The 16,048-nt window shown below is 32.9% G+C and carries 14 protein-coding genes; 7 read left to right on the forward strand and 7 right to left on the reverse strand.

Annotated features, from left to right (window positions below):
- Positions 1-118: 118 nt before the first annotated feature.
- Genes RF683_RS08335 through RF683_RS08350 form a run of 4 tightly spaced genes read right to left on the reverse strand, consistent with a single transcriptional unit; the run spans position 119 to position 4,078 of the window.
- Positions 119-1,162 (reverse strand): phosphotransferase enzyme family protein, encoded by a 1,044-nt coding sequence (locus RF683_RS08335; RefSeq protein ID WP_309531841.1) that lies wholly within the window; start codon positions 1,160-1,162, stop codon positions 119-121.
- Positions 1,153-2,076 (reverse strand): nucleotidyltransferase family protein, encoded by a 924-nt coding sequence (locus RF683_RS08340; RefSeq protein ID WP_309531842.1) that lies wholly within the window; start codon positions 2,074-2,076, stop codon positions 1,153-1,155. Before RF683_RS08340 ends, RF683_RS08335 begins: the two co-directional genes overlap by 10 nt.
- The gene (locus RF683_RS08345) at positions 2,063-3,460 is read right to left on the reverse strand and encodes a Gfo/Idh/MocA family protein (protein ID WP_309531843.1); all 1,398 of its coding nucleotides are present in this window, start codon (positions 3,458-3,460) and stop codon (positions 2,063-2,065) included. The genes RF683_RS08340 and RF683_RS08345 overlap by 14 nt, the downstream gene beginning before the upstream one ends.
- 45 nt (positions 3,461-3,505) lie before the next feature.
- Entirely contained in the window at positions 3,506-4,078 is a 573-nt protein-coding gene (locus RF683_RS08350; RefSeq protein ID WP_309531844.1) for a UbiA prenyltransferase family protein, read from the reverse strand.
- A 380-nt stretch (positions 4,079-4,458) separates the two neighbouring features.
- Here RF683_RS08350 and gcvP point away from each other — a divergent pair, with 380 nt between their 5' ends.
- The 7 genes from gcvP (at position 4,459) to RF683_RS08385 (ending at position 12,098) form a co-directional block, all read left to right on the forward strand.
- Positions 4,459-7,302, forward strand: coding sequence for an aminomethyl-transferring glycine dehydrogenase (gene gcvP / locus RF683_RS08355; protein WP_309531845.1), 2,844 nt, complete (start codon positions 4,459-4,461; stop codon positions 7,300-7,302).
- A gap of 142 nt (positions 7,303-7,444) precedes the next feature.
- The gene (locus RF683_RS08360) at positions 7,445-7,816 is read left to right on the forward strand and encodes a group III truncated hemoglobin (protein ID WP_309531846.1); all 372 of its coding nucleotides are present in this window, start codon (positions 7,445-7,447) and stop codon (positions 7,814-7,816) included.
- 134 nt (positions 7,817-7,950) lie between these two features.
- Complete coding sequence (locus tag RF683_RS08365; RefSeq protein WP_309531847.1) at positions 7,951-9,009, forward strand: 3-oxoacyl-ACP synthase III family protein; 1,059 nt, start codon at positions 7,951-7,953, stop codon at positions 9,007-9,009.
- A gap of 75 nt (positions 9,010-9,084) precedes the next feature.
- Positions 9,085-9,606 (forward strand): class I SAM-dependent methyltransferase, encoded by a 522-nt coding sequence (locus RF683_RS08370; RefSeq protein WP_309531848.1) that lies wholly within the window; start codon positions 9,085-9,087, stop codon positions 9,604-9,606.
- Between the two features lie 29 nt (positions 9,607-9,635).
- Positions 9,636-10,484, forward strand: a complete 849-nt coding sequence (locus RF683_RS08375) for a glycosyltransferase family 2 protein (RefSeq protein ID WP_309531849.1) — start codon at positions 9,636-9,638, stop codon at positions 10,482-10,484.
- A gap of 100 nt (positions 10,485-10,584) precedes the next feature.
- Positions 10,585-11,331: an MlaE family ABC transporter permease gene (locus tag RF683_RS08380; RefSeq protein WP_309531850.1), complete on the forward strand. Its 747-nt coding sequence runs from the start codon at positions 10,585-10,587 to the stop codon at positions 11,329-11,331.
- Entirely contained in the window at positions 11,331-12,098 is a 768-nt protein-coding gene (locus RF683_RS08385) for an ABC transporter ATP-binding protein (RefSeq protein WP_309531851.1), read from the forward strand. The genes RF683_RS08380 and RF683_RS08385 overlap by 1 nt, the downstream gene beginning before the upstream one ends.
- 2 nt (positions 12,099-12,100) lie before the next feature.
- On the opposite strand, the gene aroA is transcribed toward RF683_RS08385, so the two are convergent.
- From aroA to RF683_RS08400, 3 genes are all read right to left on the reverse strand, one after another.
- The gene (aroA, locus tag RF683_RS08390) at positions 12,101-13,345 is read right to left on the reverse strand and encodes a 3-phosphoshikimate 1-carboxyvinyltransferase (protein WP_309531852.1); all 1,245 of its coding nucleotides are present in this window, start codon (positions 13,343-13,345) and stop codon (positions 12,101-12,103) included.
- Positions 13,346-13,363: 18 nt separating this feature from the next.
- A complete protein-coding gene (locus tag RF683_RS08395) occupies positions 13,364-13,690 on the reverse strand; it encodes a nucleotide pyrophosphohydrolase (RefSeq protein WP_309531853.1) in 327 nt (108 codons plus the stop codon).
- Positions 13,691-14,013: 323 nt separating this feature from the next.
- Entirely contained in the window at positions 14,014-16,017 is a 2,004-nt protein-coding gene (locus RF683_RS08400; RefSeq protein WP_309531854.1) for a DUF3857 domain-containing protein, read from the reverse strand.
- Positions 16,018-16,048 lie beyond the last annotated feature (31 nt).

Raw genomic sequence — 16,048 nt, forward strand, 5'->3', positions numbered from 1 at the left:
TCGTTTTTTTTTGCGTTAGGGATAGAGGCGGCATCCTTTTCATGGCGGACTGAAGTACTCGAAGTCCACTATGAAAAGATAAAGCCAAAAGCCCGACCCGAAGGGAAACGCCCAAAAGCTAGAGCTTTAAAATATGCTGCAATAAATGAATTTGATTTTTAGCTCGATTTAGATTTTGTTCTGGGTAATTGCAATGATAGTAAATATCACCATTCAAATAATCAGTCAAGAAACGTAACCCTTGAATATAAACGATTACCTGTGGCGCATAGGGTAAATTTTCCAATTCAATATCAGTTAAAAAAGAACGTGTTTCAGACAAAAAACCATCCGTTAAAGCGTAATAAATTTTAACATTGAATACCCCTTCTGGATTAGGATCATCTTCTAATTTTGTGTTAGTGTAAGAACGAATCATATCGCCGTAATCATATAAAATCGTACCAAACATCAAAGTATCCCAATCAATAATGGCTTTAGGCTGATGTGTCGTGACATCAAAAAGCACATTGCTAATTTTAGGATCGGCATGAATGAGTCGAACAGGCAATCTTTTTTCTTGTTGTAATTGTATCCATTTTTGGGGTAAATCTTTATGCTTGAGCATCCAATCTAACTCGGTTTTTGCTTTGATTAGTCGTTCTTTTGTAGCCAATTGAAAGGCTTGTTGAAAAGCTTCAATTCTACTTTTTGTGTCTAAAAAATTTGGTAAAACAGCTTGAATTTGGTTTAGTTCAATTCCATTTAAAAAGGTATAGAATTGACCAAAAAAAGAACCTACTTGGAATGCTTGATTTGAATTTTCCACAACATTAATAGTGTAACTATTTTCAATTTGTTCCAACATCCGCCAAGTGTCACCTTCAAAATTGAGTTCATTTCCACCTTCAGCGGTCTCGCACAATTCCAATACAGGATGTGGGTAATTCATTGATTTTAAACAACTACTTACTAATGAAATATTTGAATGAATTGCCTTGGGATTTTGAAAAATAGCGGTATTGATTTTTTGCAAAATATACTTTTTTCTCAGTGCGCCTAGGACTACCTCAACGCTATACGTCGAATTAATTAAACCATCTGCAACAGGAGAAATGACAGCCACTTCAGCCTGAGGTAAAAAATGACAAATGATATTATTTAGTGTTGGATTTATTGCCACAATTCGCTAGGATATAATTTATTAGTAATAGATTCTGAAATAAAATCAACTACTTGTTTTTTATCTTCGGGATAAGTGATTCCATACCATTTGTCTGAAGTTGAAAGCACTTTTACCTGAAGATTTTGGATATCAATTAAATTTTGTATTTCTGTTGGGATATAAATTTCTAAAATTGACGAAGGATTTGAGCTTAAAAAATGATGAAACGAATTTTCTAATGATTCGAAAATAGCAGGATGGAATCCCCAAAAATTCATTGAAACCAACGTATTAGAAGAAATTACTTGTCTACTTTCATTTTCTAAAAATACAATTTCGGCATCTTCTCGAAGTATTTTAGTTTTCTCTATTACCTTATGTAAATACCCAGCAGCATTCAATGAACAAATGCCTCTAGACACCGAACCATTTTCGCTCAAAGTAACTGCTATAGGATACGCAACCATGGCAAATTGATTGGGTTGAATTTGGTCGTCATCTATCCATTTTACCATTTCAACAAAAGCCTGTTTCCCATAATAATCATCGGCATTTAGTACGACAAAGGGTTCTTGAATACATGCTTTGGCACACAAAATAGCATGTGCGGTACCCCACGGTTTTTGTCTGTCTTGTAGCAACTTATAAAATTCCTTTGGAACAAACTTTTCAATAGTTTGAAGTACGAGATGAAGTTCAAACTTTCGTTGTGATGCAATTTTTTCTAATCTTGTAAGATACGAGACTGGTAAATGTGAATTAATCACAACGACAATTTTTGTAAATCCCGCTTCTAGCGCATCAAAAATAGAAAACTCCAAAATGGTTTCATCGTTGGCAGTGATCCCGTCAACTTGTTTCAAGCCTTGGTATCGGCTACCTAAGCCCCCTGCCATAATGAGTAGGGTTTTGGTCGAACTAAAATGCCCCATCAAATCCAAATACTGGTTTACGTGATTCCCATGCTCCTTTGGTAAAATCAGGTATATCGACTACTTGTCCATTTTTTTTGATTGATTTTTCGCTTAAAGGGGTAATGGAATACCAAGTAGCCAAATCATACACATCTAAAGGAAACTCTATATTACGTTTGATGCATTCAATAAACGTATTATCAACAAAGAAATCCATTCCACCATGTCCTGAGTTTTCAGCATCTTTTGAATAGCGCTGCCAAAGTGGATGGTCGTATTCTTGCAACCATTTTTCAGTGTTGTCCCAGCGATGAGAATGTTTCATCAATTTTTCAAAATAGATAAATCCTTGATTGTTTTCGCCCCAGCCAAAATCTTGCCAAATTCCATCTGTTCCTTGTACCCTAAATCCTAAATTATACGGGCGTTGCAAAGAAGTGTCATGTGTTAATAAGATGGTTTCCCCATTAGCACAATGAATTTGTGTAGTCACAATATCTCCTTGTCTGAATTTTACTTTAGCATTGGGATGGTCCTTTCCTCCTTTTGGATGTTCTTCAATATACTTTGTCAATCCTCTGGATTTTGAAGAAAAAGAAGACAAACGCAATAATCTATTCCCTCTATTGATATCAAACATAACGGCTACCGGACCCAATCCGTGAGTAGGATACAATTCTCCATTTCTATTTACATAATGATTGGTTCGCCATTTGGCCTCACTAAATCCTTTATCACCAAACTCTACTCCCGAATTATATGCCGTTTGACCATCGTTAAACAAAACACCTCTCAAATCATGTTCATAGCCGCCTTGCCCGTGAATTAACTCACCAAACATCCCTTTTCGTACCATATTTAAAACTGCCATTACATCACGTCGGTAACACACATTTTCTAACATCATGATAGGTACTTTAGTTGCTTCAAATGCTTTTACAAATTCCCAACAATCGTCAACTGACATAGCACCACACACTTCCATACCAACTATTTTCTTGGCATACATAGCTTCTACACCCTGAATTTTATGCCACTCCCAAGGTGAAGAGATAATAACCGCATCAATTGTTGGGTCTTTCAATAAATTTCTATAATCATAATCTCCGTTACCATATTCCTTTGCGGGTTGTTGTTTGTATTTTGCCATTAACTTTTGACCCATAGCCAGCATTCTTGGCTCTGGATCGGCAAAAGCAACTATCTCTACATCTGTTCTCTTTAACATTTCTTCTAAATGTGCTTGACCTCTATATCCAATCGCAATAAATCCTAGACGAACTTTTTTATCCGTATTAAAATTATCATTATAGGAAAAAAGAGAATTAGGCAAAATTAATGCGCCAAAACCAGCTACTGAGGTTGTCTTAAGAAAGTTTCTTCGAGTAAAATTAGGGTTCATAACTATTATTTTTTGCTAATTTAATAAAATAAAAAACACGAACAGCTAGAAATTTTTTTTAATCAATAAAAGCAACACACACCAAAAAATGGGGATACTTTCTACCCAAAATAGTGTATAATACCTTGACCTTTTTGTAGAGGTGAAAAAGATAATCAGTACAGTAATAAATGATATAAAAAGATTAACCGAGAAAAGCAGCCCGTTTTTTGCATTCATACTAAAATTAAATTCTAAAAAAATGAAGAGCAATATGGCTAAATACCCAAAAATCTTTGTTTTTTCAATACCAAACCGTTGAGGCAATGTTTGCATTTTCTTGTTATCAGAAGCACTATCTAAAATTTCGAATGGTACTAATAAGGCAAACAGTATTAAAACACGTTGTATAAAGAGTAACAAATCGAATCTATTGGCAATAAAAAAAGGTATCCCGAGTGTAACTAAACTAACTACAAAAGAAACTATAACTAATTTTAACCAGCCTATTTTTCTCAAATAAGGATAAGCCACTACAAGTATGCCTCCTACAAACAATCCTTTCTGTTCAGCATAGGTTAATTTAATGTAAAACAGCAAACATAAAAGTAATGCCAAAAATGTTATCCACAGTAACAATTTATATTTTTTTGTTTTATTGAAAACTGTGTAATATTTCAAAAAATTATAGCTGCAAATAGAACCGAAAAATACAACTAGGTAATAAAACGAAGAAATAGTAATTTGATAAGATAAACTGGTAATTTTTAACAAGCAAAAAATAGCCACAGCAACATGAATAGAAGCGTTTATATAGAAATTGATTATTTTTTTAAGTTTATTCATAGCACAAAAATATTGAATATGTTAATAACTACTTGTTTTGGTTTATAAATTCTTAAAAAATTAGAGGTTTTATAGCTTTTGTTTAAGAGATTAATAAGTACATTTGTTACCCAATTAAACACTAGAAATCTTTCTGATTTTAAACACAACTTTATAGCTATTTATATTTGACAATGAGAACAGATGCATTTGCTTTACGCCATTTAGGTCCTAGAGAAACAGACTTAAATCACATGTTAAACACAATTGGTGTAGCTTCATTAGACCAATTAATTTTTGAGACCATCCCCGCTGATATTCGTCTTAAAAAAGAATTAGAATTAGACACACCTATGACCGAGTTTGAGTATTTGTCTCACATTCAAGAATTAGGTAAAAAAAATAAAGTTTTCAAATCATATATCGGTTTAGGGTATCACCCTGCTGTTATTCCTGCCGTAATTCAAAGAAATATTTTTGAAAACCCAGGTTGGTACACCGCTTATACACCCTACCAAGCAGAAATCGCACAAGGTCGTTTGGAAGCTATTTTAAACTATCAAACTACCATTATAGAATTAACAGGAATGGAAATCGCTAATGCTTCATTGCTTGATGAAGGGACTGCAGCAGCCGAAGCAATGGCTTTGTTATTTGATGTGCGTTCTCGTGACCAAAAGAAAAACAACGTAGACAAATTCTACGTTTCAGAAGAAATATTACCTCAAACCTTATCGGTATTACAAACACGCGCTACTCCAAAAGGAATAGAATTAGTGGTTGGAAATCATGAAACATTTGATTTCTCCTCTGATTTCTTTGGAGCCATGTTGCAATATCCTGGGAAATATGGTCAAGTTAATGACTATGCTGGTTTTATTGCCAAAGCACATACTAACGAAATAAAAGTTGCTGTAGCAGCGGATCTTTTATCTTTAGCCAAATTAACTCCTCCGGGAGAAATGGGAGCTGATGTAGTGGTAGGAACTTCACAACGATTTGGGATTCCAATGGGTTATGGTGGCCCACACGCGGCTTATTTTGCAACCAAAGAAGAGCACAAACGATCAATGCCGGGAAGAATCATTGGTGTAACCATTGATGCCAATGGAAATAGAGCTTTACGAATGGCTTTGGGAACTCGTGAGCAACACATCAAACGTGAAAAAGCAACTTCAAACATCTGTACTGCTCAAGTTTTATTAGCGGTTATGGCTGGAATGTACGCTGTTTACCACGGACCAAAAGGATTAAAATACATTGCCAATAAAGTGCATGCTTCGGCAGTGACTTTGGCGGAAGCCTTAAATCAATTAGGTGTTTACCAAACCAATACCGCTTTCTTCGATACCCTTTTAGTAAAAGCGGATGCTTCGAAAGTAAAAGCCGTAGCAGAGAAAAACGAAGTAAACTTCTTTTATGTAGATGGCGAAACCATTTCAATTTCGTTGAATGAAACCACTTCATTAGCAGATTTAAACCAAATTGTATCCATTTTTGCGGAAGCATTAGGAAAGTCAAATGTAACAGTTAGCGAATTAGCTAATGAGTCAGCAATTCCTGCTGATTTGGTTAGAACTAGCTCTTTCTTGCAACACGAAGTATTTAACAACCATCATTCTGAAAGTCAGTTGATGCGTTATATCAAAAAATTAGAGCGCAAAGATTTGTCCTTGAACCATTCCATGATTTCTTTAGGTTCTTGTACGATGAAATTGAACGCTGCAGCCGAAATGTTGCCTTTGTCAATGGCTAATTGGAACAGCATTCACCCGTTTGCTCCTGTTGAACAAGCAGAAGGGTACCAAATCATGTTGAAAAAATTAGAGCAACAATTGAATGTAGTTACTGGGTTTGCTGGAACTACTTTGCAACCAAATTCGGGAGCACAAGGGGAATATGCTGGTTTAATGACCATCAGAGCTTATCATTTGTCAAGAGGAGACCACCACAGAAATGTGTGCTTAATTCCTTCTTCGGCACACGGAACCAATCCAGCATCGGCAGCGATGGCGGGAATGGAAATTATCGTAACCAAAACTACTCCAGAAGGAAATATTGATGTAGAAGATTTACGCACCAGAGCCATTGAGTACAAAGACCGTTTGTCTTGTTTAATGGTAACCTATCCTTCTACACATGGTGTTTTTGAAAGTTCGATTATCGAAATCACAAATCTAATTCACGAAAATGGTGGATTAGTCTATATGGATGGTGCCAATATGAATGCACAAGTAGGATTAACTAATCCTGCTACTATTGGCGCTGACGTTTGTCACTTGAACTTACACAAAACCTTCGCTATTCCTCATGGTGGTGGTGGCCCCGGTGTTGGTCCAATTTGTGTCAACGAAAAATTAGTGCCGTTTTTACCGACAAATCCAATTATTCCAACAGGTGGAAATCAAGCCATTTCAGCCATTTCAGCAGCACCTTACGGATCGGCTTTAGTGTGTTTAATTTCGTATGGCTACATTTCGATGTTAGGCTCCGAAGGATTGACCAATGCGACCAAGTATGCGATTTTGAACGCTAATTATATGAAAGCGCGTTTAGAAGACCACTACCCTGTATTGTATTCAGGTGAAATGGGAAGAGCGGCTCACGAAATGATTTTGGATTGTCGTGCATTTAAACAACAAGGAGTTGAAGTTACAGATATTGCCAAACGTTTAATGGATTATGGTTTCCACGCTCCAACGGTTTCCTTCCCAGTTGCAGGAACTTTGATGATTGAACCTACCGAATCGGAAGATGTAGCAGAATTAGACCGTTTTTGCGATGCGATGATTGCTATCAGAAAAGAAATTGCAGCTGTAACTGCTGACAATCACAATACGGTTTTACACAATGCTCCTCATACACAAGCGATGCTTACGGCTGATGTTTGGAACTTCCCATACACCAGAGAGCAAGCCGCTTTTCCATTGGAATACATTGCAGAAAATAAATTTTGGCCAAGTGTACGTCGTGTGGATGATGCTTACGGAGATCGAAATTTAGTTTGTTCTTGTGCGCCAATTGAAGCCTATATGTAAGCTTTAGTCTAAAGTTTCAGTTTTAAAAGTTTAAAAGTTCAAGGTTATATTTAATCTTGAACTTTTTTACAACTTGAAACTTGACTTGAGACTAAGTCGAACAGAGCGAAGCTAAACCTAAAACTCCAAATTTTTTTTCAAAATGAAAGATATAGAAACGCGAGAGGATATACTTTTAATCATGAGAAATTTTTATGATCGATTATTAAAAGATCAGTCCATCAATTTCTTTTTCACTCACGCTACAGAAGTAGAGCACCATTTAGAAAAACACTTTGAAATATTAGCTAATTTTTGGGAACAAGGTTTGTTTTTAAAAGGTGGATATAGCAATAATATGTTTCAAATTCATAAAAACATTCACGACAAACATCCTTTTGTACAAGAACATTATGAAATTTGGCTTGATTATTTTTACAGTTCAATAGATGAAAATTTTGAAGGTAAAAATGCCGACATGATGAAAACTATGGCACTAAACATGGCTACGGTAATGAAAATTAAATTCTCATAAAACGTAACATCAAATTTAATTTTTTATATTTAATAAGCCTTTTTTTACGATATCAATAATTATTAGCTTTAAATACCATTTTTTAGTAATTTCTAATCATAAATTAGTAATTTCGTTACTCAAAATTATCCATTATGAACATAAAAATAACTGGTTCGGGTTCTTATATTCCAACAAAAGTTGTAACTAATCTAGACTTTGCTAAGCATCATTTTTTAAATGAAGATGGCTCAGATTTTCCTTATCCAAATGATGTAGTAGCGGAAAAATTCTTAGAAATTACAGGCATTCAGGAAAGACGATATGTAACAGAAGACTTAACGACCTCTGACATTGCTACTTTTGCAGCAGAAAAAGCCATACAAGATGCTCAAATCGACCCCGAAACATTAGATTATATTATATTGGCACATAATTTTGGAAACGTAAAGCAGGGTGCTATTCAATCTGACATATTACCTAGCTTGGCATCACGCGTAAAACAAAATTTGAAAATAAAAAACCCAAGTTGCGTTGCTTATGATGTCCTTTTTGGTTGTCCTGGCTGGGTTGAAGGCGTTATTCAAGCGCAAGCATTTATTAAAGCCGGAATGGCTAAAAAATGTTTGGTCATTGGCGCCGAAACCTTATCTAGAGTCGTAGACATACACGATAGAGATTCTATGATTTATTCTGATGGTGCAGGTGCAACGATTATAGAAGCTACTGAAGAAACTGGGGGAATTTTATCACATGAAAGTGCTACCTATGCATATGACGAAGCGGATTACTTATTTTTTGGAAATTCTTACAACACAAGCCATGACCCAGATGTACGTTATATCAAAATGTTTGGAAGAAAAATTTATGAATTTGCATTAAGTAATGTTCCAAAAGCGATGGCATCATGTTTAGAAAAAAGTGGTATTTCAATTCATGATGTGAAAAAAGTTTTAATACATCAAGCGAATGAAAAAATGGATGAAGCTATTATTCAACGCTTTTTCAGACTTTACAAACAAACCCCTCCTGAAGGCGTAATGCCTATGAGTATTCATAAATTAGGTAATTCAAGTGTTGCCACTGTACCAACACTTTATGATTTATTGATAAAAGGTAAAATTGAAAATCAAGAACTTCAAAAAGGCGATGTGATTTTATTTGCTTCTGTGGGAGCTGGTATGAACATTAATGCTTTTGTATATCAAATGTAATTCTTTTGTTTCAGGTTTCAGGTTAAATTACTAATTTTACAAACTATTTTCAACTTGAAACCTGAAACAAAATTTATGTACGAAAAAACATATCCGAGTAAGCGCTTCAACATTACGTTAGATTTTCTTAAAAAACATATTTCTACTAATGAAACCATTTTTGATTTAGGTGTACCAAATCCTTTCTCTAAAATTATGGAAGCAAATGGCTATAAAGTAATTAATACCCAAGGAGAAGATTTAGATACAAATCACAGTGCCTTAGATCAAGAAGAATATTCGGTTTTTACAGCTTTTGAAATTTTTGAACATTTACTCAATCCTTTAACTGTATTACAACATGTTAAAGCAGATAAAATTCTAATTTCAATTCCCTTACGCTTATGGTTTTCTCCTGCATACCGAAGTAAAACAGATATGTGGGACAGACATTATCATGAATTTGAAGATTGGCAATTAGACTGGTTATTAGAAAAAGCGGGGTATACAATTGTAGATAAAGTAAAATTTACACATCCTGTAAAAAAAATAGGATTTAGGCCTTTTTTAAGATGGTTTACACCGAGATATTATTTGGTTTATGCTGAAAGAAAGTGAATAATAATTAGTGAATAGTAATTAGTCAAATGCGATACTACATAATCATACCAACTTACAACGAGGAAAAATTCATTTCATTAACACTTCAATCATTAGTTGAGCAAACTGTATTACCTTCAAAACTAATTGTAGTAAATGACAACTCTACAGATAAAACGGCTGAAATTGTTTCAGAATTTGCGTGTAACTATCCTTTTATCTCTTTAGTCAATAAAAAATCAGATGCTATCCATATGCCTGGGAGCAAAGTAATTCAAGCGTTTCAAGAAGGGGAAAAACACATTGATGAGGCTTACGATATTATCGTTAAAATTGATGCCGATCTAATTTTTTCTGCAAATTATTTTGAAACCATCATCAATCATTTCCAATCCGATGAGAAAATTGGAATGGTAGGTGGATTTTGTTATATTGAAAAAAATGGAGAATGGATACTAGAAAATCTTACTGACAAAGACCATATTAGAGGTGCTTTAAAAGCCTATCGAAAGGAAACATTCAAACAAATTGGCGGTCTCAAAGTACAAATGGGATGGGACACTGTTGACGAATTGTTATGTAAATTTTATAATTGGAAAGTAATTACAGATGAAAGTTTACATGTAAAACATCTTAAGCCTACTGGTGCAAGTTACACCAAAGCAGCTAGATACAAACAAGGAGAAGCTTTTTATACTTTGGGTTATGGTTTATTCATCACGGCTATAGCTTCTTTAAAATTAGCCATGAGAAAAGGAAAACCTCTATTATTTTTGGACTATCTCAAAGGCTTTTGGAAAGCTAAACGTGAAAATAAAAACATGTTGGTTACTACAGCGCAAGCAAAATTTGTTAGAAAATACCGTTGGAAAAAAATGAAAGAAAAACTGTTTTAATACAAATTTCATTACTATCTCTTCAAATCAACTAAATTTTCAATTTTCCAACTAATCAATTGCCATAATTATTTACTATTTTTGAACTTATTTTATACGTATGATGCTGATTAGATATTTATCGCAAATTGGACGTTATTTCATTATGCTAAAAGACCTGTTAAACAGACCTGTTAAATGGAGCGTGATGAAACAACTTATCTTAAAAGAAATTGACGACTTAATTATTGATTCTTTAGGTATTGTTTGCTTTATTTCATTCTTTGTAGGTGGCGTTGTAGCTATACAAACAGCCTTAAACTTAACTAATCCACTTATACCCAGATATTTGATTGGATTTGCTACCCGACAATCTGTAATTTTAGAATTTGCACCCACTTTTATTTCAATAATTATGGCGGGAAAAATGGGATCTTTTATCACGTCAAGTATCGGAACGATGCGAGTTACCGAGCAAATTGACGCATTAGAAGTAATGGGAGTGAATTCATTAAATTATTTAGTTTTTCCTAAAATGATTGCTTTATTATTGTATCCTTTTATAATTGGTATTGCCATGTTTTTAGGGGTTTATGGAGGATATTTAGCGGGAGTATATGGAGGGTTTTCGTCTTCCAGCGAATTTATCAATGGGCTTCAAGTCGAATTTATACCTTTTCACATTACTTATGCATTTATCAAAACCTTAGTTTTTGCCTTTATTTTAGCCACAATTCCTTCGTTTCATGGCTATTACATGAAAGGTGGCGCATTAGAAGTAGGTAAGGCAAGTACTGTTTCTTTTGTTTGGACTTCGGTTGTAATTATTTTAATGAATTATATTTTGACACAAATACTATTAAGCTAATGATTGAAGTAACTAACATAGAAAAAAGTTTTGGTGACCAAAAAGTATTAAAAGGCATTAGTACTAAATTTGAAGCGGGTAAAACTAGTTTAGTTATTGGTCAAAGTGGCTCGGGAAAAACCGTATTCATTAAATCCTTATTAGGCATTCATACAATAGACAATGGTTCTATTTCTTTTGATGGCAGAGTATATGGCAAAATGAATAAAGACGAAAAAAGAGATTTAAGAACAGAAATCGGGATGGTATTCCAAGGCAGTGCTCTTTTTGATAGTATGACTGTTGAAGAAAACATAGGATTTCCTTTGAAAATGTTTACAAACAATACTGCAAATGAAGTAAAAGAGCGAGTTAATTTTGTAATTAATAGGGTTAATTTAATTAATGCTAATCATAAAAAGCCTTCAGAAATTTCAGGAGGAATGCAAAAGCGCGTTGCTATTGCAAGGGCAATTGTGAATAACCCAAAATATTTATTTTGTGACGAACCTAATTCGGGATTAGACCCAAAAACAGCTACTGTCATAGACAATCTCATTCAAGAAATTACTGATGAATATAATATTACAACCGTAATTAACACACATGACATGAATTCTGTAATGGAAATAGGTGAAAAAATTGTGTTTTTAAAAAATGGTTTGTTGGAATGGGAAGGAAGTAATAAAGAAATTTTTAAAACAGACAATGAAGCCGTAACGGATTTTGTATATTCAAGCGAGCTGTTTAGGAGGGTACGAAAAATGTACTTAGACGATGATAAATAAATTTATAAAACACCGATTCCAAAACGCTTAACATCTTCCCAAAAACCAGGATACGATTTTGAAACTACATCTGCATTTTCAATCACAATAGGCACTTTTAAGGCTAAAGGAGCAAAAGATAGTGCCATTCTATGATCATTATAAGTAGAAATTACTACGTTTTCTTTTATCATTTGACTTTTGTTAATTCGAATTGAATCATCTGTACAACTAACAACAGCTCCTAATTTTGTAAGCTCTGTTTGTAATGCTAGTAATCGATCTGTTTCTTTTATTTTTAGCGTATGTAATCCACTCAGCTCACAGACTATTCCTAACCCAAAACAAGTAACTGCAATAGTTTGGGCAATATCGGGACAATTATTTAGTTCCAAGTTTAAAGTTGCAGGTTCCAAGTTCGCTACTTTATGTAAAGTTATTTTTTTATCATTAAAAATAGTTTCTACTCCAAAATTTTTATAGATTTCAACCAAAACACTATCGCCTTGCAAACTGTTTTTCTTAAAACTAGCTAGTGTTATTTGAGTTCCAATAGGTGCCAATGCTATGAAAGAATACCAATAAGATGCTGATGACCAATCAGACTCAACTGTTATTGGGTGATGGATAATTGGTAATTGGTGTTGGATAACTTTGATTGTATTGTTTTCAACTAAAGTCTTCACTCCTATTTCATTCAATAAAGCTAACGTCATTTTAATATAAGGCATCGATGTAATTTCTCCTTCTAATACTAATTCTAGACCATTCTCTAACTTTGGAGCAATTAAGAGTAATGCTGAAATATACTGACTACTAATATTAGCCGCTAAATTGACTTTTTGCTTCGTTAATTTCGTTCCTTTAATTCTGAGCGGTGGATATCCTTCTTTTTCTAAATAGCTAATTTCTGCGCCTAATTGTCTTAGTGCTTCAACTAAAATTTTAACAGGTCTTTCTTTCATTCTTGTAGAACCTGTCAAAACTACTTCGGTTCCTTCTTTTATAGCAAAAAAAGCTGTTAAAAAACGCATAGCGGTTCCCGCATGATGAACATCTACAAGCTGAGCGTTAAGAGTTGTAAGTTGGAAATTTTTCAATGCTTTTAACATCACTTGAGAATCGTCTGAATTAGAAGCATTTACAATCTTAATTTGAGGATACAATGCTTGCAACAACAACATTCTATTAGTTTCTGACTTAGAACCCGAAAGTTGGAGTTGAGTAGTTGGAATTGAGCCGTTAGGATTGGTTAAAAAAACGTTCATTTTAATACACTGAATTTATCATTTCAGTTTTTCATTGTTATGGTGGCGATCGTGGTCTCGTTTAGTTTTTACATCCATTTTTTTATCAAATGCAGCTTGTAAATCGACCCCGGTTTGATTAGCCAAACATAAAACTACAAAAACCACATCAGCCAATTCTTCTCCTAAATCTTTATTTTTATCGGATTCCTTTTCAGATTGTTCACCATATCTTCGAGCTATAATGCGCGCTACCTCACCTACTTCTTCGGTAAGTTGGGCCATATTGGTTAGTTCATTAAAATAACGAACACCATGGTCTTTTATCCAGTTATCAACTTCTAGTTGAGCGTTTTTTAGATTCATTTTATTTTTTATTTTTCTTTTGGTACAAATTAAATAGTGACATCATAATTCCAAAACTACTTGCCATAAGCAATGTTTTTTGTATAGTATAACTATTTAAAAAATAAATTAACGTTCCAAATATAATTGTGTGTACTAAAAATTTAGTTAGAAATTCTAACAGGGTATTTTTCATATATGTAAAATTTTATTTGTAAAAGGTCATATATGTTATCGCCTTTTTATTTATCTGTGTTTATCTCACAATTTTGTTGTTTTCATTCGTGTTCGATGATTTTCAATTGCTTGCGCAAAATTTTTGTTAATGGCGATTTCATAGTATTTTATTTTTTCTTTAAAATTATTTTTTCGTTCATCTTTAATTGTACTTGATTAAAGAATTCTTTTAACACATCATAATATTCATTAGATACTAAAGGAACATTTATTTTAAAATTACATACTATTTGAACATTTTCAACATTATCTGCAATTAAATACGAAAAAGATCCAAGATTATCAATCATTTGTAAGTTTAACTGAGTTGGTAAAGATTCTACCATATAACCTACAGGTAGAGTATAACTCATTGTATAAGAGTCATGAAACGGTGCTATAAAATCAACAGGATAATCTCTTGTCTCTAATTTAAATGGATTTTCTTCGAAACCAAAATGCATTAATGGTTTGAAATAAATTTTATCATTAATAATTTCAGAGGCGTTAGTATTAGTAAATTGATATTCTTTACTAATAGGTAAATGTGGATCTAATTTATTTGTAATCTTATAATCAGAAATTTCAAATCCTGGATTGTCTTTTTCATATTTATCTAAATAATTTTCATCAGAAACACTAGCATTTCTATCTCTAAAGACGAAAGCAGCTCTCTCAAAAAGTTGCTCTTTGATTGTGCCTGTAACATTCCCTTTTTCATCCAATGCTGCAAAGACCATTGTGCTCTCTTTTGCCGGCTTTTTTGGAGTTAAATCAATTTGAGAAGAAGTTCCATTTTCTCTAATTATTCTACCTATATAATTTAATGCTCTTGTTGGTAAAACATCAATTTTAGAGTTTTTATCTGTAGCGTCTAAAAGAATTACGTCATTATCTGTTTCAATTCCACAAACAACATAATTAAAAGCTGTTCTACTTGGGAATAAATTTATTGGTTTACTTCTAGTAGTTAATACAACGGGGTTAGCGTCAAATCCCGCTTTTCGAAGCATTGAAATTAAAATAAAATTCACTTCTGCCGTATTACCTGTCTTTTCTTTATAAGCTTTTGTTACCCCTTTATCAACAGTAATACTATTATATTCATTCCATTTTACATTGTTTTTTACAAACTCAAGAATTTTTTCAATTTTTTTGGGAGAATCAAGGCTTTTATCTGATAAAATTTGATTTAAATCAGTTTCAAAATAATTATCTTTTTCTAACTCTAAACCGAATTGCTCATTTTTATATATATTTTTTGTAACATCTTCCCATGATTCTGAAAAGAATTTAATTTCTGAATTTGGAAATTTAGTAGACGCTAACTCATATTCTATACATGACATATAATTATTAATATTATTTGTAAAAGGCTCTATCTTAAATGCAGGAACATTTGACACATACATTTTAGTAATATTATCGGTGTAGCCAACCGATGAAGATGTGTTTTGATACGAAATATTTGCCCCGCGTGCAGCTAATTCTTTGTCATATATATTTATAGTTCTACTTCTATCAGATTTTTCTACAGTAATATTAATCGCCCCTCTTGAAAAATAATTATACGTATAATATTCTGGTATATTTGTAATATATTCTGAATAATTCACAGGAATAGTGGATTGAAATTTCCAATCGTGTAAATTAGAATAATAAGGTGTTTTCACAATATATTTAAATTCTATTATAGAACCTTCTTTTACATTTGGCATTGATATTTTTTTAGTTTCCCAATATTTATTTACAACTTCCTTAAACTCATTTTCTGAATTTAATTTTGTTTTTTCAATTTTTCCATTCACAAGATTATATGTAAAAGCTTTTGAGAATTGAACAGACTCGTCATCATGTCCTCCGATGTAATAAGAAACCTCATTATTAGCCCATTCATATCCTTCTTTTTTATAAATTTTTATTTTTATTTCAACTTCTGTTATCAATATAAAATGAGAATTTTCTACAAACTCAAAATATGATTTTCCTTTTGTAAATAATATTGCAGCAACAGCAGAGGAATCAGTAGGGTGAACTTTTTCTTTCAATTCTTCTATTGTTACATTGCCTAATTCAAATTTTTGAGCTAATACAAAAATGGGAAATAACACTAATAAAATAAGTTTTTTCATAGATAGGTATTTATTAATTTATATTATGAGT

This window comes from Flavobacterium sp. 20NA77.7 (genome assembly GCF_031326205.1).
GTDB classification, from domain to species: domain Bacteria; phylum Bacteroidota; class Bacteroidia; order Flavobacteriales; family Flavobacteriaceae; genus Flavobacterium; species Flavobacterium nakdongensis.

What these genes read in the sequence shown, in the direction of transcription:
- RF683_RS08340 (WP_309531842.1), bottom strand. Translation starts at nt 2,076, where the DNA reads ATGGGGCATTTTAGTTCGACCAAAACCCTACTCATTATGGCAGGGGGC.
- RF683_RS08345 (WP_309531843.1), bottom strand. Translation starts at nt 3,460, where the DNA reads ATGAACCCTAATTTTACTCGAAGAAACTTTCTTAAGACAACCTCAGTA.
- gcvP (WP_309531845.1), top strand. Translation starts at nt 4,459, where the DNA reads ATGAGAACAGATGCATTTGCTTTACGCCATTTAGGTCCTAGAGAAACA.
- RF683_RS08360 (WP_309531846.1), top strand. Translation starts at nt 7,445, where the DNA reads ATGAAAGATATAGAAACGCGAGAGGATATACTTTTAATCATGAGAAAT.
- RF683_RS08365 (WP_309531847.1), top strand. Translation starts at nt 7,951, where the DNA reads ATGAACATAAAAATAACTGGTTCGGGTTCTTATATTCCAACAAAAGTT.
- RF683_RS08370 (WP_309531848.1), top strand. Translation starts at nt 9,085, where the DNA reads ATGTACGAAAAAACATATCCGAGTAAGCGCTTCAACATTACGTTAGAT.
- RF683_RS08375 (WP_309531849.1), top strand. Translation starts at nt 9,636, where the DNA reads ATGCGATACTACATAATCATACCAACTTACAACGAGGAAAAATTCATT.
- RF683_RS08380 (WP_309531850.1), top strand. Translation starts at nt 10,585, where the DNA reads ATGATGCTGATTAGATATTTATCGCAAATTGGACGTTATTTCATTATG.
- RF683_RS08385 (WP_309531851.1), top strand. Translation starts at nt 11,331, where the DNA reads ATGATTGAAGTAACTAACATAGAAAAAAGTTTTGGTGACCAAAAAGTA.
- aroA (WP_309531852.1), bottom strand. Translation starts at nt 13,345, where the DNA reads ATGAACGTTTTTTTAACCAATCCTAACGGCTCAATTCCAACTACTCAA.
- RF683_RS08395 (WP_309531853.1), bottom strand. Translation starts at nt 13,690, where the DNA reads ATGAATCTAAAAAACGCTCAACTAGAAGTTGATAACTGGATAAAAGAC.
- RF683_RS08400 (WP_309531854.1), bottom strand. Translation starts at nt 16,017, where the DNA reads ATGAAAAAACTTATTTTATTAGTGTTATTTCCCATTTTTGTATTAGCT.